22 protein-coding genes, 2 tRNA genes and 1 pseudogene are annotated in these 23,647 nt (G+C 69.8%); 19 read left to right on the forward strand and 6 right to left on the reverse strand.

Annotated features, from left to right (window positions below):
• The first annotated feature begins 166 nt into the window (after positions 1 to 166).
• The 3 genes from AB0G52_RS23670 (at position 167) to AB0G52_RS23680 (ending at position 5,486) form a co-directional block, all read left to right on the forward strand.
• Complete coding sequence (locus AB0G52_RS23670) at positions 167 to 1,666, forward strand: bifunctional cytidylyltransferase/SDR family oxidoreductase (RefSeq protein WP_132886805.1); 1,500 nt, start codon at positions 167 to 169, stop codon at positions 1,664 to 1,666.
• Between the two features lie 154 nt (positions 1,667 to 1,820).
• Positions 1,821 to 3,935, forward strand: a complete 2,115-nt coding sequence (locus tag AB0G52_RS23675) for a hypothetical protein (RefSeq protein ID WP_361338361.1) — start codon at positions 1,821 to 1,823, stop codon at positions 3,933 to 3,935.
• A gap of 390 nt (positions 3,936 to 4,325) precedes the next feature.
• Complete coding sequence (locus AB0G52_RS23680) at positions 4,326 to 5,486, forward strand: glycosyltransferase family 2 protein (protein WP_132887056.1); 1,161 nt, start codon at positions 4,326 to 4,328, stop codon at positions 5,484 to 5,486.
• Positions 5,487 to 5,533: 47 nt separating this feature from the next.
• Here the strand turns inward: AB0G52_RS23680 and AB0G52_RS23685 are convergent, their stop codons facing one another.
• Positions 5,534 to 6,928, reverse strand: a complete 1,395-nt coding sequence (locus AB0G52_RS23685) for a polysaccharide pyruvyl transferase family protein (RefSeq protein ID WP_361338363.1) — start codon at positions 6,926 to 6,928, stop codon at positions 5,534 to 5,536.
• A 245-nt stretch (positions 6,929 to 7,173) separates the two neighbouring features.
• Here AB0G52_RS23685 and proB point away from each other — a divergent pair, with 245 nt between their 5' ends.
• The 5 genes from proB (at position 7,174) to AB0G52_RS23710 (ending at position 12,164) form a co-directional block, all read left to right on the forward strand.
• Positions 7,174 to 8,280 carry a glutamate 5-kinase gene (gene proB, locus AB0G52_RS23690; protein WP_132887055.1) on the forward strand — a complete coding sequence of 369 codons (1,107 nt, stop codon included), beginning with the start codon at positions 7,174 to 7,176 and terminating at the stop codon, positions 8,278 to 8,280.
• A gap of 123 nt (positions 8,281 to 8,403) precedes the next feature.
• Entirely contained in the window at positions 8,404 to 8,832 is a 429-nt protein-coding gene (locus AB0G52_RS23695) for a hypothetical protein (RefSeq protein ID WP_132886803.1), read from the forward strand.
• A 96-nt stretch (positions 8,833 to 8,928) separates the two neighbouring features.
• Positions 8,929 to 10,215, forward strand: a complete 1,287-nt coding sequence (locus tag AB0G52_RS23700) for a glutamate-5-semialdehyde dehydrogenase (RefSeq protein WP_132886802.1) — start codon at positions 8,929 to 8,931, stop codon at positions 10,213 to 10,215.
• Between the two features lie 205 nt (positions 10,216 to 10,420).
• Entirely contained in the window at positions 10,421 to 11,005 is a 585-nt protein-coding gene (locus AB0G52_RS23705) for a hypothetical protein (protein ID WP_132886801.1), read from the forward strand.
• An 88-nt stretch (positions 11,006 to 11,093) separates the two neighbouring features.
• On the forward strand, positions 11,094 to 12,164 hold the full coding sequence (locus tag AB0G52_RS23710; RefSeq protein ID WP_132886800.1) for a hypothetical protein: 1,071 nt from the start codon (positions 11,094 to 11,096) through the stop codon (positions 12,162 to 12,164).
• Between the two features lie 41 nt (positions 12,165 to 12,205).
• Here AB0G52_RS23710 and AB0G52_RS23715 read toward each other — a convergent pair whose 3' ends face one another.
• On the reverse strand, positions 12,206 to 13,309 hold the full coding sequence (locus AB0G52_RS23715) for a M48 family metallopeptidase (RefSeq protein WP_132887054.1): 1,104 nt from the start codon (positions 13,307 to 13,309) through the stop codon (positions 12,206 to 12,208).
• Between the two features lie 100 nt (positions 13,310 to 13,409).
• On the opposite strand from AB0G52_RS23715, the gene AB0G52_RS23720 reads away from it, so the two are divergent.
• The 7 genes from AB0G52_RS23720 to AB0G52_RS23750 all read left to right on the forward strand — a co-directional run bounded on the left by AB0G52_RS23720 (position 13,410) and on the right by AB0G52_RS23750 (position 17,784).
• Positions 13,410 to 13,571, forward strand: a complete 162-nt coding sequence (locus AB0G52_RS23720) for a hypothetical protein (RefSeq protein ID WP_165939241.1) — start codon at positions 13,410 to 13,412, stop codon at positions 13,569 to 13,571.
• A gap of 136 nt (positions 13,572 to 13,707) precedes the next feature.
• Positions 13,708 to 13,872 (forward strand): hypothetical protein, encoded by a 165-nt coding sequence (locus AB0G52_RS23725; protein ID WP_165939217.1) that lies wholly within the window; start codon positions 13,708 to 13,710, stop codon positions 13,870 to 13,872.
• A gap of 70 nt (positions 13,873 to 13,942) precedes the next feature.
• Positions 13,943 to 14,635, forward strand: a complete 693-nt coding sequence (nadD, locus tag AB0G52_RS23730; protein ID WP_361338366.1) for a nicotinate-nucleotide adenylyltransferase — start codon at positions 13,943 to 13,945, stop codon at positions 14,633 to 14,635.
• Between the two features lie 16 nt (positions 14,636 to 14,651).
• Positions 14,652 to 16,361: a LytR C-terminal domain-containing protein gene (locus AB0G52_RS23735; protein WP_361338368.1), complete on the forward strand. Its 1,710-nt coding sequence runs from the start codon at positions 14,652 to 14,654 to the stop codon at positions 16,359 to 16,361.
• Between the two features lie 104 nt (positions 16,362 to 16,465).
• Entirely contained in the window at positions 16,466 to 16,909 is a 444-nt protein-coding gene (gene rsfS, locus AB0G52_RS23740) for a ribosome silencing factor (RefSeq protein WP_132886797.1), read from the forward strand.
• Entirely contained in the window at positions 16,909 to 17,577 is a 669-nt protein-coding gene (locus tag AB0G52_RS23745) for a histidine phosphatase family protein (protein ID WP_132886796.1), read from the forward strand. Before rsfS ends, AB0G52_RS23745 begins: the two co-directional genes overlap by 1 nt.
• 134 nt (positions 17,578 to 17,711) lie before the next feature.
• Positions 17,712 to 17,784 (forward strand) — tRNA-Ala (locus tag AB0G52_RS23750).
• On the opposite strand, the gene AB0G52_RS23755 is transcribed toward AB0G52_RS23750, so the two are convergent.
• Positions 17,766 to 18,161, reverse strand: coding sequence for a hypothetical protein (locus tag AB0G52_RS23755; protein WP_361338370.1), 396 nt, complete (start codon positions 18,159 to 18,161; stop codon positions 17,766 to 17,768). The genes AB0G52_RS23750 and AB0G52_RS23755 overlap by 19 nt on opposite strands.
• Positions 18,162 to 18,254: 93 nt before the next feature.
• Here AB0G52_RS23755 and AB0G52_RS23760 point away from each other — a divergent pair.
• From AB0G52_RS23760 to AB0G52_RS23770, 3 genes and pseudogenes are all read left to right on the forward strand, one after another.
• Positions 18,255 to 18,645 (forward strand): annotated as a pseudogene (locus tag AB0G52_RS23760) (MFS transporter); the annotation flags it as partial.
• Positions 18,646 to 18,713: 68 nt separating this feature from the next.
• Positions 18,714 to 18,887 (forward strand): hypothetical protein, encoded by a 174-nt coding sequence (locus tag AB0G52_RS23765; RefSeq protein ID WP_107408581.1) that lies wholly within the window; start codon positions 18,714 to 18,716, stop codon positions 18,885 to 18,887.
• A gap of 3 nt (positions 18,888 to 18,890) precedes the next feature.
• The gene (locus AB0G52_RS23770) at positions 18,891 to 19,124 is read left to right on the forward strand and encodes a hypothetical protein (protein ID WP_006136074.1); all 234 of its coding nucleotides are present in this window, start codon (positions 18,891 to 18,893) and stop codon (positions 19,122 to 19,124) included.
• On the opposite strand, the gene AB0G52_RS23775 is transcribed toward AB0G52_RS23770, so the two are convergent.
• The gene (locus AB0G52_RS23775; RefSeq protein ID WP_361338372.1) at positions 19,114 to 20,319 is read right to left on the reverse strand and encodes a glycosyltransferase 87 family protein; all 1,206 of its coding nucleotides are present in this window, start codon (positions 20,317 to 20,319) and stop codon (positions 19,114 to 19,116) included. The two genes, AB0G52_RS23770 and AB0G52_RS23775, sit on opposite strands and share 11 nt — an antisense overlap.
• A 113-nt stretch (positions 20,320 to 20,432) precedes the next feature.
• Here AB0G52_RS23775 and AB0G52_RS23780 point away from each other — a divergent pair.
• A tRNA-Ala gene (locus AB0G52_RS23780) sits at positions 20,433 to 20,505 on the forward strand.
• Positions 20,506 to 20,647: 142 nt separating this feature from the next.
• Here the strand turns inward: AB0G52_RS23780 and AB0G52_RS23785 are convergent.
• The gene (locus AB0G52_RS23785; RefSeq protein WP_132886795.1) at positions 20,648 to 22,261 is read right to left on the reverse strand and encodes an NADH-quinone oxidoreductase subunit NuoF family protein; all 1,614 of its coding nucleotides are present in this window, start codon (positions 22,259 to 22,261) and stop codon (positions 20,648 to 20,650) included.
• Positions 22,258 to 23,571 (reverse strand): cytochrome b/b6 domain-containing protein, encoded by a 1,314-nt coding sequence (locus tag AB0G52_RS23790; protein WP_207921623.1) that lies wholly within the window; start codon positions 23,569 to 23,571, stop codon positions 22,258 to 22,260. Before AB0G52_RS23790 ends, AB0G52_RS23785 begins: the two co-directional genes overlap by 4 nt.
• Between the last annotated feature and the right edge of the window lie 76 nt (positions 23,572 to 23,647).

Raw genomic sequence — 23,647 nt, forward strand, 5'->3', positions numbered from 1 at the left:
ATTCACGGAACTTCCCCGGACGGCCGACGAGCGGCACCCGTCACCAGCGGTGCAAGATGAATGAAAGGTTGCGGGTACATATGCGGTGGACGGCGCTCACCTTGCACAGCGGTTACCGGAAGTGGGACCATTTCCAGGTTCCCTGATGCCCCGAGGTAGGTCACCTGTGTCCCAGCGCATAGCCAAGCCCCGAACCACCGCAGTGATCCTGGCCGGTGGCACCGGCCAGCGGGTGGGTCTGTCGATCCCCAAGCAGCTGCTGAAGATCGCCGGCAAGGCAGTCATCGAGCACACCCTGGCCACCTTCGAGAAGGCCGACTCGATCGACGACATCATCGTGCTGATGGCCCCGGGCTACGTCGCGGACATCGAGAAGATCGTGGCGAAGGCCGGCTTCACCAAGGTCAAGAAGGTCATCGAGGGCGGCAACACGCGGAACGAGACCACCGAGCGCGCCATCGAGGCCCTCGGTGAGGGACTGGCCGCCGGAGAGGACCTCAACGTCCTCTTCCACGACGCCGTACGCCCCCTGCTGTCGCAGCGCGTCATCGACGACTGCGTGGCCGCGCTGGACCGCTACCAGGCCGTCGACGTCGCCATCCCCTCCGCCGACACCATCATCGTCACGCGCACGCACGGCGAGGACGGCGAGTTCATCACCGAGATCCCGGACCGCTCCCGGCTGCGCCGCGGCCAGACCCCGCAGGCGTTCAAGCTGTCCACGATCAAGCGGGCCTACGAGGTCGCCGCCGGCGACCCCAACTTCCAGGCCACCGACGACTGCTCCGTCGTGCTGAAGTACCTTCCGGACGTGCCGATCCACGTCGTCGCCGGCGACGAGTACAACATGAAGGTCACTCAGCCGGTCGACGTCTTCATCGCCGACAAGCTCTTCCAGCTCGCCTCCACCGCCGCCCCCGAGCAGAACGGCGAGGACGCCTACCGCGAACTGCTCACCGGCAAGACCGCGGTGATCTTCGGCGGTTCGTACGGCATCGGCAAGGACATCGCCGAACTGGCCGAGTCCTACGGCGCCACCGTCTACGCCCTGGGCCGCTCCACCACCGGCACCCACGTGGAGAACCCGGAAGAGGTCGACGACGCCCTGTCCAAGGCCTACGCCGAGACCGGCCGCATCGACTACGTCGTCAACACCGCGGGCGTCCTGCGCATCGGCAAGCTCGCCGAGACCGACAACGCCACCATCGAAGAGGCCCTGAAGGTCAACTACCTGGCCCCGGTACAGATCGCCCGCTCCAGCTACAAGTACCTCGCCGAGACCAACGGTCAGCTGCTCCTCTACACCTCCAGCAGCTACACCCGCGGCCGCGCCGAGTACAGCCTGTACTCCTCGACCAAGGCCGCCATGGTGAACCTCACCCAGGCGCTGTCCGACGAGTGGGCCGGCGACTCCATCCGGGTCAACTGCATCAACCCCGAGCGCACCGCCACCCCCATGCGCACCAAGGCCTTCGGCCAGGAACCGGCAGGCTCCCTGCTCTCCTCCGAAGCCGTCGCCCGCACCTCCCTCGACGTGCTGCTCTCCGAACTCACCGGCCACGTCATCGACGTCCGCCAGCAGGACCCGACGGCCGCCGCCGGCCAGGCCTCCGGCTTCGAACAGGCCCTGGCCAGTGTCCTGGACCGGCAGGACGGCGTGGCATAATCAACTTCCAATAGTTATCTGTAATTCAGGCCTCTGTGGTTGCGTGTTCCTTGAGCATTCACAGGGGCCTGAACCGTAAAAACCTCAGATCGACTACCACACCAGATCGTCCGCAAGGTCAAATACAGGCCTTTTTGTCAGCAAAAGGTTCTCCGTGATATCCACCGCTATTCGCGTCGCCCGGGTGGGCAGCGCGGCCGAGCTGGCCGCGGCGGCACTCATGATGCTGGGCTTCCCGGTGCTCATGATCGCCGCGCTCGTCCCGAGCGTTTACGCCTTCGCGGCCGCGGCCGCCGTCACGTACCTGGCGGACCACTACCTGCACCGCAAGGGCAGCTACCTCATCAGCCGTCTGAGCAAGGTCCGGGCCGGCCTGTCGATCCGCTTCCTGATCCGGCAGCTGCTGCTGATCCTGCTGCTGGCCCGCATGGACCTCCACAACGGTCTGATCTTCTACGGCGCCATCGCCTGCTTCATCGCCTTCTACGGCCTGCAGGCCCCGCACGGCGCACTGGTCCAGCTGATCCGCAACCGCCGCCGGATGCCGGTCGCCACCCGCAACGTCGACCTCAAGTCCCGCATCCGCATCCCGGACGCCCCGCCGCAGGGCCTGCTGGACCGCTCCGCCGAGAAGATGCTCCATCTCGACCTCGCGGCCGTCGTCGGCCTGCTGATCTCGGGAGTCACCACCAGCGCCGTCGCCGGCATCACCGGCATCGGCCTCACCCTCGGCCTCGGCTCGCTGTACGTGCTGGTGCTGATGCCCTACGTACGCGGCCGCAAGACCCCGCCGGACGCCGACACCGTCCTGGCCGCCGTCGACGACTGGCTCGGCGAGTACAAGCCCGAGACCGTCCTGTACTTCTCCGGCTCCAAGGACTCCGCCTACCAGGTCAACATGTGGCTGGAGACCATGGAGCAGCTGGACTCACGCCCGCTGATCCTGCTGCGCGAACGCGTCATCCTGCAGAGCCTCGCCCCGACCACGGTCCCCGTCATCTGCGTGCCCGGCGGCGTGCACCTGATGAACATGGACCTCGCCACGGTCCGCGTCGCCCTCTACGCGGCCAACGTCGGCAAGAACATCCACCTGCTGCGCGTCCCCACGATGAAGCACGTCTTCATCGGCCACGGCGACAGCGACAAGCTGGCCAGCGTCAACCCGTTCAGCAAGGTGTACGACGAGGTGTGGACCGCCGGCCGTGCGGGCCGCGACCGCTACGCCCTCGCCGACGTCGGGGTCCGCGACGAAGACATCGTCGAGGTCGGCCGCCCCCAGCTGGCCCCCATCCAGCACTGGCAGGGCGTACCCGACGGCCGGATCCCCACCGTTCTCTACGCGCCCACCTGGGAAGGCTGGGACGGCAACCCCGGCAACACCTCCCTCGTGCTCGCCGGCGAGAACATCGTGAAGAAGCTGGTCAAGGCGGACCCGCCGGTCCGTGTCCTGTACAAGCCGCACCCCTTCACCGGCACGGTCAGTCCCGAGGCGGGCGCCGCCCACCGGCGGGTCACCGCCCTCATCGAGAAGGCCGCCGCCCAGCGCGCCACCGACCCCCGCTTCACCGCCGACACGGCCGCCCAGGCGGCAGCCCAGGCCGAGCTCACCCGTATCGAGGCCCGCCTGGTCGAGCTGACCGGCACCGGCGACGAGAAGCGCGACGAGGCCGAGGCCAGCCGGGACGACGTCGTCGACCTGAAGAAGCACGAAGAAGTCGCCCGGCTGCGCGCCGAGTGGAACGACGCTCTGTGGCGTTCCTTCCCCACGCACCAGCACCGGGTCATCACGGGCGCCGAACCGCGCCTGTACGACTGCTTCAACGTCTCCGACGCCATGGTCTCCGACATCTCCAGCGTGGTCTCCGACTTCATCGCGAGCGGCAAGCCGTACGCCGTCACCGACTCCGCCGGCGTCGGAGTGGAGGAGTTCAAGCAGGCCAACACCGCGGTGCGGGCCGCCGTGATCCTCTCCAACAGCGCCAAGGAACTCGGCGCCCTGCTGGACGCCGTCCGCGATCCGTCCGCCGATCCGCTGGCCGCGGACCGCGAAGAACTCAAGCGCTACCTGCTGGGCCCGGACGAGCCGACCTCCATCCAGCAGTTCAACGACGCGGTGGCCGCCCTCGCCCGCAAGGCCGAGGCCCGCAACCTGGGCCAGCAGGCCCGCATCGCGGCCGGTGACGCGGAAGCGGCCGACATCGCCGAGGCGCTGCCGGGAGACACGCTGAAGGCCGCCAGCGAAGCGGAAGGCACCACCACCGCCGGCTGACACACTCACCCGCGCGCCACACACCGAACGGGCTCGGTCCCGGGGACTCCTCTCCGGGACCGAGCCCGTTCGGCGTCCCTCGAAATCGTCTTCTTACCGTTGCTTAGTGATTGTGGGCGCGTCTTCTTACCGGCGGTTCGCGGTATTCGCTGAGTGGCTCTTACTGCACATCCGTACTGTCCGACGTAACCCGCCGTACACCGTCCGGCCGCATCCCTGTCATGTGAGCTGGGTCACCGAAAGGGTGTTCCTGGGCAACCAGTCGCGTCGATCAGCCATCTAGAACGTTGCGACTGAGCCGACACTGGGGGAACGCACCATTGACTAGGGAGAAACGTGACCGTCGTTGCGCAGCCTGATGTGACCGTCATCATCGGGGCGTACGAGGCGATGCCGTACCTCGTCGAATGCCTGGCCTCCGTGGAGCGCCAGACCCTCGACCCGGCACGCATGGAGGTCATCGCCGTCGACGACGGATCGGCCGACGGCACGGGGGAGTGCCTGGAGGAGTTCGCGGCCCGCGCCGCGATGCCCGTGACCGTGATCCGCCAGGAGAACTCCGGCGGCCCCAGCGGCCCCCGCAACGTCGGCCTCACCAGGGCCACCGGCCGCTACGTGTTCTTCCTGGACGCCGACGACCGCCTCGGCGACGAGGCCCTGGAGCGCATGGTCGCCATGGCGGACAAGAACGGCACCGACGTCGTCCTCGGCAAGGTCGAGGGAATCAACCGCAAACCTCCCGCGTCGATGTGGGGCAAGACCCTCGACCGTACCGACGTCTTCTCCTCCAACATCAAGTTCACGCTCAGCGCCCAGAAACTCTTCCGCCGCGCGCTCCTGGAACGGCACGGCATGCGTTTCGACGAGTCCCTGTGGACCGGCGAGGACGCGCTGTTCACCATGGAGGCCTATCTCCGCGCCGACGGCGTCTCCGTCGTTGCCGACTACCCTTGCTACTACCTGGTCGGCCGCGACGACGGAAAACACGTCACCAAGAGCGGCAGCTACACCCTGCGCTTCGACTCCGCCCGCGCCCTGATGAAACTGATCGCCGACATGGTTCCGGCAGGACCGCGTCGCGACACTCTCATGGTCCGGCCGTTCCTGGTCACCCTGCTCCCGCAGTTCGGCCCCAAGTTCCTCAAGGACGACGACGAGGTGCGCAGGCACAAGATGGAGTTGGCCGGGCCGCTGATGGACGCCCACTGGAACCCGGAAGTCGCCCGCCGGCTCAGAGTGCACGAACGGCTGAGACTTCACCTGGTCGCCGAACGGCGCCCCGACCTCCTCCTCGACGTCATCGAGTTCGTCCGCGCCAAGAAGCAGGCCGATGCCGTCCTGGAGAAGCGCGGCACCGCCGTCTACCTGGCCTACCCGTACTTCCGCTCGAAGTCGGCCGGTGTCCCCGACTGGATCTACCTCGCCGAACCCCGGGAGGCCCGCTCCGTCGAGGGCTACCGCGAGGACGCCGCCAACACCTTCCTGCGGCGTGCCATGCGCAAGGTCCGGCGCTCGCTGCCCGCACGGGGAGTCAAGGCCGCCGCGGCCTGACCGGCAACCAGGCGTCCATATCAGCCGCCCCAAAGGCACCCGCCGCCCTACAGGCCCGTCCCCAACGCCTTGCGGATCGGCCGGCCCACGGCCCGCCGGGCCCGCCGGTAGACCGACGCCGGCTGCGCGCCGACGGACTTGATCCTGGCCCCGGAACGCGCCAGTTCCCTCTGCAGGCGGGCGTTGTCCAGCGACAGTTCGTCGATCCGGGTGTGCAGCCAGCCGAACCGCGAGGTCAGCGAGGCCGGGTCCGCGTCGTTCCAGGGGCGCACACCCGCGGGGAACGTCAGCGCGCCCATCCGCTCCTCGAAGGCCGCCCCGCCGTCGCCGTGCGTGAACGTGTTCTGCAGCCCGTTCCGGTCCAGGAACCCGGTGAACCGGTCGAAACGCTCCAGGTGGCCGCCGAGCAGGCCGCCGAAGTCGGCCTGCGCGTACAGCTTCGCCGGGTCCGCCGAGGCCGGGTCCTTGACCGCCTGGTCCAGCCGCCGGTGCGGAATTTCGAAGTACCGGCACAACTCCAGCGTCCGCGAGTCACCGCACAGCACGGTGGCCGGCGTGCCCGCGAGCAGCGCCGCGATGTTGCCGTGGATGCGCGAACCGAAGGAGAAGTCGAAGGAACGCAGATCGTTGATCCAGGTGACCGGATCGACGTAGACCCGGACCTTGTCCTCGCGGTACATCGGATGGTCCGGGTGGGTCGGCATCGCGGTCACCGCGGCGTTCGGGTCCGACAGGTCCCGCCAGTGCAACTGGCGGGCGTCACTGAGGTTCTGGCCGATGAAGCACAGATTCGGGTAGCGCTCGTGAGTGCGCGTGATGATCCGGTCCAGGCCCTGCGTGCGTACGGCACTGTGCGAACCGTTGAGCGCGATCCGGGACCGGGGCGTCAACTCCGGTGCCGTCTTGTGCACGGACAGCCGATCGCCGTACATGAACATCGAGGGGCAGCCGATCACCTCGACATCCTTGAAGCCCATGTTCTTCAGGTACTGCTCGGTGAACTCGCCGCGCACACCGATCGACGCGCTGCGCTCCAGCACCGCGGAACAGAACTCCCGCACGGTCGGCTCCATGCGCCTGAGCCGTTCCGGGTTGTAGCTGACTCCGGTCTGGGCTCCCACTCCGAGGACGACGACCGGTATGCGCAACTTCGAGATCAGCCGGGTCATCCGCTTCAACGAGCCCTCGAAGGACGGCCGGAAGGCGTTGGCGAGCGGGATGACGAACGCGTCGTACTCGTCGTTGATGCGTCCGGCTGCGGAGACGTCGGAGGGTATGCCGTTCGAGACGACATCGGTGTCCGGCGCCGTGAGGATCTTGTGCGCGGCGTCGCTGAAGATCAGGTTGCCCGAGTTGGTGGCGATGACGTCCCGGTGCAGGGCCTCCTCAAGGGTGACGACGTCGTAGGGGTTCTTGCCCGACCTGAGCAGGATGCGCTTCACGCTTCGAACTTTAGATGACACAAACTTCAAATTAACTTTGCGTTCTCTTCGATTTCCATAAGGAGTCAGGGCAACCTTTTTGCCATGAGCGGAACGTGATCGACCGGTTACCACAGGCTTGTTCGTGCCGCTGTCCGTGTCACTGTCCGGAGGCTGGACCGAAGCGTCCGCGCACAACCGCTTCGCGTAGATTGCTGCCACACGCGAGGAAGTGGGGACGGGACGTGGCAAGGGCAAGGCAGGCCGTGGGCGAGGCCCGCAGGATCGTCGTCAAGGTGGGGTCCTCCTCGCTCACCACCGCCTCCGGAGGCCTGGACGCCGACCGCGTCGACGCACTCGTCGACGTCCTCGCCAAGAGCCGCGGCGGCGGGGAACGGGAGATCGTCCTCGTCTCCTCCGGCGCGATCGCCGCCGGTCTCGCCCCGCTGGGTCTGCGCCGCCGCCCCCGGGACCTGGCCCGCCAGCAGGCGGCCGCCAGCGTCGGCCAGGGCCTGCTCGTCGCCCGCTACACCGCCTCCTTCGCCCGCTACGGCGTGCGGGTCGGCCAAGTGCTGCTCACCTCCGACGACATGAGCCGGCGCGCCCACCACCGCAACGCCTCGCGCACCCTGGACAAGCTGCTCGCGATGGGCGCCTTCCCGATCGTCAACGAGAACGACACCGTCGCCACCGACGAGATCCGCTTCGGCGACAACGACCGCCTCGCCGCCCTCGTCGCCCACCTCGTCCACGCGGACCTCCTGGTCCTTCTCTCCGACGTCGACGGCGTCTACGACGGCGACCCCAGCCGGCCCGGCACCTCGCGGATAGCGGAGGTGAAGGGGCCGCAGGACCTCGTCGGCGTCGAGATCGGCAGCGCCGGGAAGGCCGGTGTCGGCACCGGCGGCATGGTCACCAAGGTCGAAGCCGCCCGGATCGCCGCGGCCGCCGGCATCCCCGTCGTCCTCACCAGCGCCGTGCACGCCGCCGAGGCGCTCCTCGGCGGCGACACCGGCACCTACTTCCACCCCGCGGGCAAACGGTCCGCAGACCGCCTCCTGTGGCTTCAGCACGCCTCCACCCCACAGGGCTCGCTCACCCTCGACGACGGCGCCGTACGCGCGGTCGTCCAGGGCCGCAAGTCCCTGCTGCCCGCGGGGATCGCCGCCGTCGAAGGCGACTTCAGCGCCGGTGACCCGGTGGAACTGCGCGACACCGCCGGGCGGCCGGTGGCACGCGGGCTCGTCAGCTTCGACGCCAAGGAGATCCCCCAGCTGATCGGGCGATCGACCAGGGAACTGGCACGCGAACTCGGCCCGGCGTACGAACGGGAGGTCGTACACAGGGACGACCTGGTGATCCTGCACCCGTAAAAGCGGGCACGACGACGGCCCCCGGTGGGGGACGTTCCGTAAAACCGCCACACGAACCCTTGCGGCCTGCTCAACTTTGTCTCAGGACCACGTTCCGCACGAGGACAGCTGAAGGAGGCCGTCGTGAGACGAGTGCGCCCTGGGGCTGCGGCCTCCCGCGGAGCTCTGACGAGCGTCGCGGCCGGGGACACCTACGAGGAGCCGAAGGACCTGCCGCGGCTGTGGCACGTCACCCTCGGCGTCCGCGGTGCCGAGGTCCCCCTGCCGGAACTGCGCCGCGGACTCGAACAACTGGCCCACGACCACCCGTTCCTGCTCACCAGCCGCTACGCCTGCGACCACGCCGAGATCCGCTACTGGGAAGAGGCCCGGGACCTCCACGACGCCGCCGCCGTCGCGCTGCGCCTGTGGGGCGAACACCGGCAGACCGCCGGACTGCCCGCCTGGGAGATCGTCGGCCTGGAGGTCATCGACCGGGCCACCTACCACCAGCGCATCGCCGAGGGCTACGGCCCGCCCCCGGCGACACCGGTCGGTATCCACCCGTTCTGACGCCCCCGCCCCCGGCCGGTATCACCCGTCAAGGACCACGTCTCGCGAGGTGGGATGACGCGTGAACGGCCGGCCGGGGCGCACTACCCTTCCCTCATGACCACGCTCTCGCCGTACGACGCCATGTCCCCGGTCACCCAGGCCGCCTACCGCGCCAAGGCAGCAGCCGCCGACCTCGCCCCGCTGCCGCGTGCGGTGAAGGACGACGCGCTGCTCGCCATCGCGGACGCCCTGGAGGTTCGTACGAGCGAAGTCGTCGAGGCCAACGCCAAGGACGTCGCCAAGGCCCGCGAGAACGGCACCAGCGAAGCCGTCGTCGACCGTCTCACGCTCACCCCCGAGCGGGTCCGCGCCATCGCCTCCGACGTCCGTGACGTGGCGAAGCTGCCCGACCCGGTCGGCGAGGTCGTCCGCGGCTCCACCCTCCCCAACGGCATCGACCTGCGTCAGGTCCGCGTTCCCCTCGGTGTCGTCGGCATCATCTACGAGGCCCGTCCGAACGTCACGGTCGACGCCGCCGCCCTCTGCCTGAAGTCCGGCAACGCCGTCCTGCTGCGCGGCTCCGCCTCCGCCCTCGAGTCCAACACGGCACTGGTGAGGGTCCTGCGGGACGCCGTCGGCGGCGCCGGGCTGCCCGCCGACGCCGTCCAGCTGGTGCCCGGCGAGAGCCGCGAGTCCGTCCACGAGCTGATGCGGGCCCGCGGCCTCGTCGACGTCCTCATCCCGCGCGGCGGGGCCTCCCTCATCCAGACCGTCGTCATGGAGTCCAAGGTCCCCGTCATCGAGACCGGCACCGGCAACTGCCACGTCTACGTCGACGCCCACGCCGACATCGACATGGCCATCGACATCCTGATCAACTCCAAGGCGCAGCGGGTCAGCGTCTGCAACGCCGCCGAGACCCTCCTCGTCCACCAGGACATCGCCCCCGAGTTCCTGCCGCGCGCCCTGGACGCCCTCGCCGAGGCCGGTGTCACCGTCCACGCCGACGAACGCGTCCTGGCCTACGCCAAGGACTCCAAGGCGACCGTCGTCGAGGCCGTCCCGGAGGACTGGGAGACCGAGTACCTGTCCTACGACATCGCCGCCGCCGTCGTCGACTCCCTCGACAAGGCCGTCGAGCACATCCGGCTGTGGACCTCCGGGCACACCGAGGCCATCGTCACCACCTCGCAGCAGGCCGCCCGCCGCTTCACCCAGCTGGTCGACTCCACCACCGTCGCCGTGAACGCCTCCACCCGGTTCACCGACGGCGGCCAGTTCGGCTTCGGCGCCGAGATCGGCATCTCCACCCAGAAGCTGCACGCCCGCGGCCCCATGGGGCTGCCTGAGCTGACCAGCACCAAGTACATCGTCACCGGCGACGGCCACATCCGCCGCTGACAGCGGTAAGCGGTAGCGGTGAGCGGTACCGCAGCCGCCGCCGGCACCCGTACGGCCCAACAGGGCGTCGTACGGCGCACCGGCGCGCGGCAGGGCGTGCGGCGCCCTGGCGGGGCGTGGGACGCCGGGGTGAGAGGCGTCTCACAGGGTCTATGAATTTCCATACCGTCTGCCCAAATTGACCCCCCAGGTCTACTCTGGATCCGTGCCGGAGGACGTGGGGGGCACGCCGTTCTCTGACGGCTGGGATCCCGACGACGACCATGACCACGGAATGTCGGACGAGGAATTCGACACCGTGGTCTTCGACGAGGCCTTCGTGAAGGCGGCCGTGATCCACGAGCCGACCGCGGTCGAACGCCTCCTTGCCGCCGCCCAGGCCAGAGCCGAGGCCTCCGAGGCCGAGGCCCGCCGCGCCCACGGCAGAGGCGAGCGCTACGACGACGGCTACGGACCCGACGGACCCGGCTTCGGCTCCGGCGGCGATCTCGACGACCCGGACGATACCGGCGTGCGCGAGGACCGGTACGGGGCCACCGGGACGTACGGCAAACACGTCCGCTGGCACCGCCCCGTCGCCTGGCTGCTCGCCCTCGTCATGGGCATAGGCATGGTCGCGCTCGCCTTCGCTGCGGTCTACCGCAGCGCCTCCTCGGGCGGCAACCGCGACCAGCTGCCCAGACCCTCCTCCACCGGTCTGGAACAGGGCACCGCGGCGGCCCCCTCGATGTCCGCCGACTACTCGCCGCCCGCACAGCAGGCGGTCTCCGCGGTCCCGCGCACCCCCTGACGGGGTTTGTCCTTCCTGGTGAGAACCTGTCAGAACTTGTCGTGCAGCGGCGCGTTTACCTGAGGCTCCCGGGACCTACTCTGAAAGTATGGGCGGGCCAGGAGACCCACCGGAGGGGACACCCGAGGGCGGCCCCGTGGGTGGAGAGGACGAGTACCGATCCGTCGTCTTCGACGAGTCGTTCGTCCGCGCTGCCCGCCTCCAGGAGTCCTCCGCACGCGAACGCATGGCCGACCACGCGCCCGCCGTACGCCGCCGCCCCCCGCTGCGCCGGGGCCTCACCCGGCAGGCCGTGATCCTCTTCGTGATGATCCTCGTCGCCTTCGGCACCGCGATCTACATGGGTGTCCGCCACCCCTACGGCACCCAGGAGGCCCAGCAGCCCGCCGAACCGCTGCGGATGACTTTCATCCCGCTCTCCCCGCAGGGCAAGGTGCCCGGCGCCGCCGACGCCGAGTCCCTGTTCGCACACAGCCCCGCCGCACAGTACGAGATCGGCGCCGAAGGGATACCGCTGCCGGCCGCCCGCAGCACCGCGCACTTCTCCGACAGCCAGGTCGTCACCGCCCTGACCACGGTCAAGGACTACCTCGTCCGCTCCTCGCTCTACCCCGAGGTCCTCGACAGCAGCCAGGTACGGCCCGCACGGGCACTGCTCGACCCCGGCCAGCTCGACCAGTTCGACCAGAGCTTCGACCACCCCGCCGCGGACGGGCGGCACGCCCCCACCGGATGGCTGATCCGCTTCGACCCCACCCGCGCCGAACTCGCCGACCCGAGGATCCGGGTCCAGGGCAACCTGTCGGCCACCGAGGCCGACTCGGCCACCCTCGAGGTCACCGCGGACCACACCCTCGTCTACGCGCTGCGCCCCACCGGCGCCCCGGCGGGCTCCCCGGTCTCCCTGTTCACCGTCCGCCGCGAGCTGACCTTCCGCTTCGACCGCGACGACCTGCGCCTGCACCAGACCCAGCTGGTCGTCTCCTACGTCCAGGCGGGCCCCCTGTCCTGCGCCGAGGACGCCACCGACCACCTGCGTCCCCTCCTGGCCGGCGAGACGGCCCGGGCGGGCGGCCCGGCAGGCACCAACCCGTTCGCCACGGACAGCGCGACAGCCCTGTGCGGGACGCTGTCCGCCGCGGCGGAACCGAAGGTCTAGGACACTCCGGGAGAGCCTGACCGAGCCGAACCCGCGACCCGCTACTCCTCGTCCTGCGGCGGTGCGTCCTTCGGCGGTGCGTCCTTCGGCGGGGGCGCGCTCGTGAAACCGTCGAAGCCCCGCCTGACCCGGCCGCCGAGGCCGCCCGCCCCGCCCGCGATGTCCGAGACCAGCTTCATCAGCGGGTCCTTGGACGCCTTCACGTCATTCGCGTAGCTCGCCGCGGACTCCTTGAACGAGTCGCCGACCGAGGTGTCCTTGTCCTCGGCGCGCCGCGGATAGTGACCGTCCATGATCCGCTGGTAGTCCCGGGACCCGGCCCACTTCTGCAGCTCGGCCGCACGGACCGTGGTGAAGGGGTGGGAGCGCGGCAGCACATTGAGGATCTTCAGCACCGAGTCGCGCAGGTCACCGCCCGCCTCGTACTCCTCGGCCTGCTGCAGGAACGCGTCCACGTTCATCTCGTGCAGGTGGTTGCCGCCCGCGATCTTCATCAGGCCCCGCATCGAGGCCCGCAGGTCCTGCCCGACCAGCAGGCCCGCGCGGTCCGCGGACAGCTCCGACTTGCGGAACCACTCCCGCAGCGCCGTCACGATCGCCAGGATCGCGAGATTGCCCAGCGGGATCCAGGCGACCTTCACCGCGAGGCTGGTCAGGAACAGCAGGACCGTCCGGTACACGGAGTGCCCGGACAGGGCGTGCCCCACCTCGTGGCCGACGACGGCCCGCATCTCCTCCTCGTCGAGGAGTTCGACGAGCCCCGTGGTCACCACGATGATCGGTTCGTCCAGGCCGATGCACATCGCGTTCGGCTGCGGATCCTGCGTGACGTACATCGGCGGGACCTTCTCCAGGTCCAGGATGTGGCACGCGTCCCGCAGCATGTCGTTCAGGTGGGCGAACTGCTGGTCGGAGACCCGCACCGAGTCGGACAGGAACAGCAGCCGCAGGCTCCGCTCCGGAAGCAGCCCGCTGAGCGCCTTGAAGACCGTGTCGAAACCGCTCAGCTTGCGCAGCGCCACCAGGGCCGAACGATCGGCCGGATGCTCGTACGCGCGCGAGGAGATCCCGGCGAACCGTCTGCGCTGCCTGCTCGGCACCCGCTCGTGCCCCTGCCCGTGGTGCTCGTGGCCGTCATCGGACATGTCATCCCCCATGCGCGTGAGTGTGTCCCGTGTGCCCCCGAAGCAGGGCCCAGCCTAGGCGGCGCTACCGTGGACGGGCAGCACAGCCGAAGGAGTCCTCATGGAGCACCACCCCCCGGCCGCCTGGCTCACCCAGGCCGCGAGCGCCGCCCAGCACCAGGGCTCGGGCGATCTGCTCCGGGTCGTCCTCGTCGTCATGTTCGTCGGCTGCGCGCTGACCGCCTGGTTCCTGTTGCGCGGGTACAGACAGAAGGACGACTGAGCCGCCGGAATCGTTCCCCGCGCGCGGGGACGCACAGGTCGGCCCAACGGAGGAGTCGGCGTGATCGCCGCGACACCGCCCGCATACGATGGGCCGACATCTTTATCCCGCCCACACGCGATAGGTCCTGCCGCAGATGATGAATCTCCACAGCGCCGCTGCCCAGTTGGTCACCGTTGCCGCCGAGGGCGAGGGAGGCGGCAACCACGAGAGCCTCAACCCGCTCGTCACCGGTGGCAGCGCGTTCATCATCCTGCTGCTCCTGCTGTGGATCACCACCCGCTTCAACCGCGACCGCTGAGCGGGCCCGTCGCACCCGGCACCCGTCCTCGGGACGGGGCCCACGGGCCGGGCCGGTAGGGTCTGCACGCATGGGAGAGCAGGACATGCCTACCGGTCCGGCGAACGACGTGACCGAGCACGCCGACGACACGGTGCCCCCCCTCCGGTACGCACCGGCGGGCCTGGCGGACACCGGCAAGCGCCGCCTCGGCGTCATGGGCGGAACGTTCGACCCGATCCACCACGGGCACCTCGTGGCGGCCAGCGAGGTCGCCGCGCAGTTCCACCTGGACGAGGTGGTGTTCGTCCCCACCGGACAGCCGTGGCAGAAGACGCATCGCGCGGTCTCGCCCGCCGAGGACCGCTACCTGATGACGGTCATCGCCACCGCCGAGAACCCCCAGTTCTCCGTCAGCCGCATCGACATCGACCGCGGCGGCCCCACCTACACCGTCGACACCCTGCGCGACCTGCGCGCCCTCAACCCCGACACCGACCTCTTCTTCATCACCGGTGCCGACGCCCTCGGCCAGATCCTCACCTGGCGGGACTCGGAGGAACTCTTCTCCCTCGCGCACTTCATCGGCTGCACCCGGCCGGGCCACCACCTGACCGACCACGGGCTTCCCGAGGGAGGTGTGTCGCTGGTGGAGGTTCCCGCGCTCGCCATCTCCTCCACAGACTGCCGTGCGAGAGTCGCCAAGGGCGACCCCATCTGGTACATGGTGCCCGACGGAGTCGTGCGCTACATCGACAAGCGCGAGCTGTACCGCGGCGAGTGAGCCGAGAGGGGCACCGGTGAACGACCGATACGACGCGGGCTACGGAAGCGACCAGTACGAACTCGTCGGCTACGACGAGTACGGGCAGCCGGTGTACCGCCCGATCCCGGCGCAACAACAGCAACAGCAGACCTACGACCCGTACGCCGGGCAGGGCTACGGCTACGACCCGTACCCCGACGCCGGCCGGCACCCCGCCTCCCCGTACGACACCGGGCAGCAGACGCCGCCGTACGACACCGGGCAGCAGGCTCCCGTCCACGACACCGGGCAGCAGCCGCCTACGCCCGGATACGGCCCGTACGACGCCGCCGGCCCGACCGGCTACCACCCCTACGGGCAGACGGCCACCAGCGGCCGGCAGCCGCGCGTCGCCGAGCAGACCGCGCACATCCCGCAGCAGGCCGGACCGGCCGAGGAACCCGCCGAGCCCCGGCAGGGCGAGCGGGACTACCGCACCGAACAGTTCGCGTTCGTCGAGGAGCCCGACGGCGACTCCGAGGACGTCATCGACTGGCTGAACTTCACGGAGAACCGCACCGAGCGCCGCGAGGAGGCCAAGCGGCGCGCCCGCAGCCGGACGATCGCCCTGGTCGTCGTCCTCGCCCTGGTCGCCGCCGGCGGCGTCGGCTACCTCTGGTACGCCGGAAAACTCCCCGGCCTGTCCTCCTCCGCCGCCAAGGGCGGTACGACGACCTCCACGGCCGCACAGAAACGCGACGTGGTCGTCGTCCACCTGCACAACACCGGTGGCGGCGGCACCTCGACCGCGCTGCTCGTTGACAACACCACCACCAAGCAGGGCAGCACCGTCCTGCTGCCCAACTCCCTCGCGCTGACCTCCGACGACGGCACCACCACCACCCTCGCCAAGTCCGTCGACGACGACGGCTCCTCCGGCACCCGTGACCAGCTCGACACCGTCCTCGGCACGAACATCGAGGGCACCTGGCGCCTGGACACGCCCTACCTGCAGAACCTCGTCGAACTCGTCGGCAACATCGACATCGACACCAACACCGACGTCCCCGACCCGGACGCCAAGAAGAAGGGCGAGGAACCCCTCGTCAAAAAAGGCAAGGACCAGACCCTCGGCGGCAAGGCAGCCGTCGCCTACGCCACCTACCGCGCCTCCGGCGAGGCTCAGAACGCCCAGCTGGAACGGTTCGGGCAGGTCATGCAGGGCGTCCTGCGCAAGCTGTCCTCCGACCCGGCGGCCGCCACGGTCACCGTGCAGACCCTGGCGCAGATCCTGGACCCCTCGCTGACCGACAAGGACCTCGGCACCTTCCTCGCCAAACTCGCCGACCTCGCCAAGGGCGGCGACTACAAGACCGCCCTGCTCCCCGTCCGGAACGACGGCACCCTCAGCGCCCAGACCAGCTCCAGCGTCGTCAAGGACATCCTCGGCGGCACCGCCAAGAGCCCCAGCGCGGGCTCGGCCGTCCGCGTCTCCGTCCAGAACGCCACCGGCGTCAAGGACGACACCGAGAAGGCCCGCGTGGTCCTCGTCAACGGCGGCTACACCTTCCTGGAAGGCGGCACGGCCTCCGGCACCCGGGCGACCTCCCAGGTGCTGTACTCCGGCGCCGCCGACAAGGAGAACGCCACCGAGGTCGCCAAGACCCTCGGCCTCGACGCGAAGGACGTGGCCAAGGGCACCGTCGCCGCGGGCGCCGACGTCTCGGTCGTCCTCGGCCAGGACTACAAACCGTCCTCCTCCTGAGGCAGCCGGCCGCCGCACCCCACGTGACACGGTAATCACGTGGGGTGCGCCCGGCGGTCCGTGAGACCCTTGTGGTCAAACGACCGCCGACGGAAAGCCACGCAGTGACCGCCACCGACCGTTCCCTCGAGCTCATCACCACCGCCGCCCAGGCGGCCGCCGACAAGCTCGCCCACGACGTCATCGCCTACGACGTCAGCGACGTCCTGTCGATCACGGACGCCTTCCTGCTGGCCTCCGCACCCAACGACCGCCAGGTCAAGTCGATCGTCGACGAGATCGAGGAGCGCCTCCAGAAGGAACTCGGCGCCAAGCCGGTGCGCCGCGAGGGCGACCGCGAGTCCCGCTGGATCCTGCTCGACTACGTCGACATCGTCGTCCACGTCCAGCACAGCGAGGAGCGCGTCTTCTACGCCCTGGAGCGGCTGTGGAAGGACTGCCCCGAGATCGAGCTGCCCGCCGACGCCAAGGCGACCCGCGGCAAGGCCGCCGAGCACGCCAGGCTGCAGGCCGCCGACGACGCCGGCGAGCCGGCCGGGGAGTGGTGATGAGCGCCACCGGCGAGGTCACCGACCGCAAGGGCCGCGGCCGCCGCATCATCCTGTGGCGGCACGGCCAGACCGCCTGGAACGTCGAGCGGCGCTTCCAGGGCTCCACCGACGTCGAGCTCACCGAGACCGGCATCGGCCAGGCCCGGCGCGCGGCCCGCCTGCTCGCCTCCCTGGGCCCCGACGCGATCATCTCCTCCGATTTGAAACGTGCCTACGAGACGGCCGCCCAGCTCGCCGACCTCACCGGCCTCGACGTGGTCCGCGACGAGGCGCTGCGCGAGACCTACGCGGGCGTGTGGCAGGGCCTCACCCACGAGGAGATCATCGCCCGCCACGGTGACGAGTACGCCGCCTGGAAGCGCGGCGAGCCGGTCCGCCGCGGCGGCGGCGAACTGGAGACCGAGGTCGCCGACCGGGCCGCCCCCGTCGTGCTCAGGCACGCCGAGAAGCTGCCCGAGGACGGCACGCTCGTGGTCGTCAGCCACGGCGGCACCATCCGCACCACCATCGGCCGTCTCCTCGGCCTGGACTCCCCGCACTGGGAGAGCCTCGGCGGCCTCACCAACTGCTGCTGGTCCGTGCTGGGCGAAGGCGCCCGCGGCTGGCGGCTGCTGGAGCACAACGCGGGCACCCTTCCCGAGCCCGTCCTCGGCGACGACGACTGACAGCCCAGGGGCCGCCGGCCCAGGATCCTCCGGTCGCCCGGCCCGTCCCGGAGCCCGGATTTCACTTTCCGGCAGGTCGCAGGCTAAAGTTCTTCTTGTTCGCCCCGCCAAGCGGAAAGACGGGAAGAACGCAAGGGGCTATAGCTCAGTTGGTAGAGCGCCTGCATGGCATGCAGGAGGTCAGGAGTTCAATTCTCCTTAGCTCCACAGATCGGTGATGAGAATCCCGCCCTCTTCAGGGGGCGGGATTCTCTTTGTTCCACTTCCGGATGATCCCGGCGGCTGCCTCGTGCGACCCTCTCCCGCGTCTGTTCGTCCTCGGGCGTGCAGACCACGATCCAGGGTTCCGGCATCCCGTCGATCGACAGCGACTGCGACGTCATCCGCACCCCACCCACCGCCTCATGACGGAACGTCTTCACCCACAGTCCCGGCCGGGCCACCACCCCCCCACATGTCTGCCACGGCTGGAACGCGGGCGTCGCCACCATCCTCGGCAGTTCACGCTCCAGGTGCACCACCGGGCAGGCCTCCTTCGGCACCGTGAACAACGTCCACAACACGTCCGGCACACCGATCTGCACCGTCTGTCCGCCGGTGTCACCCGCGCCCGCCTGGTGCGCAGGAACGCGGCGCGGCGCCCCGCTGATCGCACCCAGGGCGCTGCGCCACTCACGCTGGCCCCGGCGGGGTTCGCGCTTGCCGCACTGGACACGGTCGGCGTCGGAATCACTTTCCGCGGGGGCGGCGACGGGGGCGCATGGTTCTTTCTGGCGTACGCCGGAGCGGGACGGGGCTCGCGCTCGCCTTCAGCCCCACGCTCACGGGTGCGCTCGCCACGGGCGCCCCGAGGACGCGGCGGACGCCAGCGGCCTTCTGGCGCCCGTCACCCGGTTCGGTCAGCTCACCGGGGCCGCCGCGTTCGGCACACTGTTCTTGAACGGGCTTGAGTCACTTGGGGCCCCACGGGCGTATACCTCTGCGGAGGCGCTGTCAGCCTGCGCACGGACGCTCGCTGCGACGGCGGTCGCAGGCGCCGTGTCCGGACTGGTACTGAGGCGTCGCTGACCGTATTGGTCCGGCCGTGGCAGAATCAAACGGCCGGAAGGGGGCGCGGCCCGACGGGAGGAGTAGCGATGCCTGCGAGCATCCTTGAGGAGGGCGGCCACCTCCTCGGTGCGGCGTTGATACGGGACACGATCACCCGGCTGCTCTGCCCTTCCTGCGGTTCCGCCCATGTGGCCCAAGTACTCGGCGACAACGGCGGGATCTCCTACGTGTGCACGGCCTGCGGCCACAGCTGGAGCTGATCGATGGGTGCACACAGGCGGAAGTGCGACTGGTGCGGGAGCGGGACCCCGATCGTCCGCGACATGGAGCCGATCAACCCCGACTACCAGTACTGGTGCGAGGAATGCGCGCGGGCGCTGATCATAAAAGGCGACCCGATCGAGACCTACCGTGAGCTGGAGGGCGAGCCGATCTACGGCCGTCTCCTCGAGGAGCACTGCACGCTCAAGAGGTTCTACTCTTTCGTCACGGCCTGAGCCGGGCCCGGCCGCGGCCGCGGCAACGTTGCCACGCGAGGGCGAGGAACAGCGCGCCGGTGACCGGGTAGAGCGCTGACAGCGCCAAGTCGACGGCATCCTGGTGCAGTTCGGGCCGCCCGTGACCGTGCGGGACCCACCACAGGGCATACGAGCAGAAGACCAGCGTCGCCCCCGCGGCCACCGCCCGGTGCCCACGCGTCCACAACAGCAACACCACGGGCACGCACCACACCCAGTGGTGCGACCACGACACGGGGCTGATCATCAGCGCGGTCACCGCGCACACGGCCACCGCCCAGGCCCGCCCGCCGCGCAATTCCGCCCCCACCGCCACCGCAAGCCCCACAACGGCCGTCACAGCCGCCGCGGCCGCCCAGAGGGCTCCCGGCTCGGCGCTGTGCAGCAAGCGCGCCAGAACGCCGCGCAGAGCCTGATTCGCGGTTTCCTCGGCCCGCCCCACCCGCCCCGTCCGGAAAACCATCCCGGTCCAGAACCGCCACGAGTCGTACGGCAGGACGGCCGCCGCCACCAGGGTCGCCCCCGCGAAGGCGCCGGCCGCCCTCCGCGCGGGCCGCAGCCACGGCCCCGCGTCCCGGCCGCCGCAACGCGCCACCAGCCCCGTGGCGAGCAGGAACACCGCGAACAGGGCCGGCGTCAGCTTGACCGCGGCGGCGAGCCCGACACCCACCCCCGCCCAGCGGCCCGGCCGTTCGGCGGGACGGCGTGACAGATCCCACAGGACCAGCACCGCCAGCAGCAGGTTGATCTGCCCGTAGCGCACGGTCGTCCACACCGGTTCGCACCACACCGCGCCCGCCGCGACCCAAAGGACGCACTCCACGCGCGCGTGCCCGACGAGCCGCAGCGACAGCCCGACGAAGGCCAGCAGGAGGACGAGATTCCCGGCCGTCGCCAGCGCGCGCATGCTCGGCACGTCCAGCAGCGTCAGCGGTGTGAACAGCAACGCCGCGAACGGCGGATAGGTGGAAGGGAGATGAGCCGCCGTCGCGCGCAGCGCGTAGAGATCGCCGCCCGCGCGGACGGTCGCTCCCTCCGCCCGGTAGACCATCAGGTCGATCATCGAGACGTGTGCGGCCCGCTGCGCCGCCCAGAACACCGCGAACGACAACAGGCACGCCGCCAGCGGCACCGACACCCGGCGCCGGGCCTCGGAGAAGGCGATCACGGTCACGAAGCACGACACTATCGCCCGTATCCGTACAGAACGGAAACGATTTGGTGATGCACCCCCTCGACCGTGTAATGTTGGCGTCGCCGCCAGGGAAACCGGGCGGACCAAAACAAGGGGCTATAGCTCAGTTGGTAGAGCGCCTGCATGGCATGCAGGAGGTCAGGAGTTCAATTCTCCTTAGCTCCACAGAAATCGAAGGCGGACCATCCGGACGGATGGTCCGCCTTCGGCGTTGTCGCGACTCTCGGGAAACCCTTCCTGGCAAAGGAGGAGGGGCCCACCCGTCCCGGTGGGCCCCTCCTCACTTCACGCGCCGATGTGTCCGCGGTCAGCGCCCCAGCGCTCGGCGGCCGCGGCCCTGCGACAGCACCGGCAGGTTCTTCGCCGGCGCCTGGGAGCGCGTGTCCTCCTCGAGGCGCAGCGCGAGCGCCGGGCAGCGGCGCACCGCACGGATCGCCTTGGCTTCCGCGAACCGCGGCACCTTCGCCTGGGCGACCGTCGGGAAACCGTCCGCGCCGAGTTCGAAGACCTCCGGGAGGATGTCCGCGCACAGGCCGTGGCCGCGGCACAGCGTCCAGTCGACGTAGATCTTCTGACGACTGCCGCCACCGTTGTCGTCGGGCTCTCCGCCACCGGGGATGCCGGTGGGCATCTTGCCGTCCTCGAAGAGCGGCAGAACGCCCTCCACGGGCCGCCCGCAGCCGTTGCCGAGGACATGCGCGGCCAGGTCGTCGGTGAATGCCTTGATCGTCGACTCGAGGAACATCGCGGAACCGTCCGGGTGCGAGCAGGCCCCGCGCCGCTTCACGTTCTTCGCGACCTGCTTCAGCGCCTCCAGGGCGGCCGGTCCGCCGCCGTTGAGGATGTCCTCCATGCCCCGCGCGGCCGCCGGCAGACCCAGGTAGCAGGGACCGCACTGGCCCGCGCTCTCCTCCGCCAGCCACTGGGCGACCCGCAGCGACTCGCCCAGCGGGCACGTCTCCTGTGTGATCGGCAAAATCGCGCCGGCGCCCAGCGCGCCCCCCACCGCATCGAGCGAGTTGCGGGAAACGATCGCCTCGTTGACCGTGGCCGCGTCGATCCACTTGCCGTGGTAACCACCGGTGAGCACACCCTGCGGCACCGGCGGGGCACCGGCCAGCTGCAGCACGTAGCGCAGCGGCACACCCGTGGGCACCTCGATCACCATGGGGCGGGCGACGGCACCGGACACCGTCAGCATGACGGTGCCCGGCTCGTCGTACAGGCCGGTGTTTCCGTACCGCTCCGGGCCGATACGGGCGGCGATCGCCAGCTGCGCGAACGTCTCCGCGTTCGACAGCAGCGTCGGCGCGCCGCCGACGCCGTTCTGCGAGGCGCTGGTCTTGCGTCCGGGAGGGATCGCCGGGCCGCCGTCGATCGAGCGGATCAGTGACGCCGCCGCGCCGGTGACCATGCGGACCGGATTGCGCTGGACGAACGCCTTCAGGGCCGAACGGCGGCCGTTGCTCAGGCCGCGTTCGGCGAGTGCCTGCTCCATGGAGCGCTGGGTGGACTCCCGGGTGACGCCGATGACGAGCGTGCGGGCCCCCAGGGCCTCGGCACACAGCAGCGCGCCGTCCAGGATCAGATGTGGGGCACGGTTGATCAGCACCGTGTCCTTGCGGCAGGCCGGCTCGTCCTCGCTGCCGTTGACGACGACGACCGGCCGCACACCGCGCTTGATCGCCGCTTCGGCGACCGAGCGCAGCTTTTTGTGGAATGGGAAGCCCGCGCCGCCGCGGCCCTTCAGATTGATGCGTTCGGAGAGCTGCGCCAGCTGCTCCCCGCCCAACGGCTCAAGCGGCCCGTGCACCTTGAGGTGCATGGGCAGATCGAGTCTTTCGACAAGGTCGAAACCCGACGTGAGCTGCGGAAGACCGACCACGCGGACTTCTGGGACGTCGGGCAGGGCCTCGTTCACCTATAGCCTCCGGAAGGCGTGTTCCAAGGTTCGCCCGAACCCGGCGCGTCGAAGGACGAGCCGGGCGTTGGTTCGTTGGCGGGACCGCTGTTGTATGTGTCATTCGAGTTGTACGTCCCATAGCGGGCGTTCGTCTCACCCGTGTCGTACACATCACGTCCAGCGGCTCCGCCGGTGCCCGAATTGCCGTAGACCGGGATGTTGTATCCGGTGTCCTGGAGCGGGTCGTACGCCGACGGCGGCGCCTCGCCGACCGGCGGCGGGGACGGGATCGGCCAGCTGCCCGAGGTGCTCGATGGGCCGTCCATGCGGGGGACGGGCTGGGTGGACTGGAGGTCCAGCCGCTCCATGCGTGCGGTCTGCCCGGCCGCGAAGGGCGACTGCTGCTGCCCGGGCGCGTTCGTGGCCCGGTAGGCAGCCGCGAAGCCGGAGGCCGGCTCGGGGATGGGGGCGGCGGAGGGGAACAGCGGGTTCGACTGCGTGGACATGGTGTCGGCGCGCCCAGCCCTGGGTTCGCGCTCGCGCGTGTTCTCGTAACCGGGCAGCCCGGACTCGCTCATCCGGGCGCGGCTCGCGTCGAGATCGTTCATGCGGGACCGATCCGTGTCCCCGAGGAGCGTGACGAGCCGGTCGGCGAAACGGCGCTTGAACGGGCGGGGGGCGGCGCGCAGGACGAGGGCCGCGATGATTCCGGCCAGGCACAGCTCGTAGGACACCATGAAGAACGTCTTCGCCGGGCGCCCCGCGAAGAGGCCGTGGAGCAGGGCGAAGCACAGGGCCGGGTAGGCCAGCATGTGCATCGCGCGCCAGCGGGCGGCCACCACGGCGGGGGCGGCGAACTGGTTGCGCAGCGCGCCGGTGATGCCCACGAAAATCATCAGGTAGGCGGCCAGGGAGCCCATGCCGACGAGAGTGGCGCTGCCCGGGTTCGCGCCGCCGCCTCCGGTGATCAGCCAGCCGAAGGGGATCAGGGCCGCGATCCAGTCGGCGTGGTCCAGCGCGATCTTCACCCCGATGTGCACGAGGAGGAACGCGATCGAGCCCACCGCGGTGACCCGGTGGATGGCCTGGGCCACGATCCGCTGGCGGATGTTGAGGAGGATGCGGTCCTGGGCCACCAGGCCCCAGATGCACGAGCAGGTCAGGCAGACGAGCGCCAGGACGCCCGCACCGAAGTTCAGGAACTGCTGCAGCCAGTCGCCTCCCAGGAGGACGACGACGGGTATCAGCAGCAGGACGACAGCGGACGCCACCCCGTAGGCCGAGCGGCCTGGCTTGGGAAGCGAGCTGTTACTACGACGAGGGTTCATGGGGGCAACTCCGAGCAGTTCGGGAAAGCGGTCCCGGTGCCGCAGCCTAAGTGGCGCCATACCGATCAGTACGAGG

The organism is Streptomyces sp. NPDC021562 (assembly GCF_040640875.1).
Classification (GTDB): domain Bacteria; phylum Actinomycetota; class Actinomycetes; order Streptomycetales; family Streptomycetaceae; genus Streptomyces.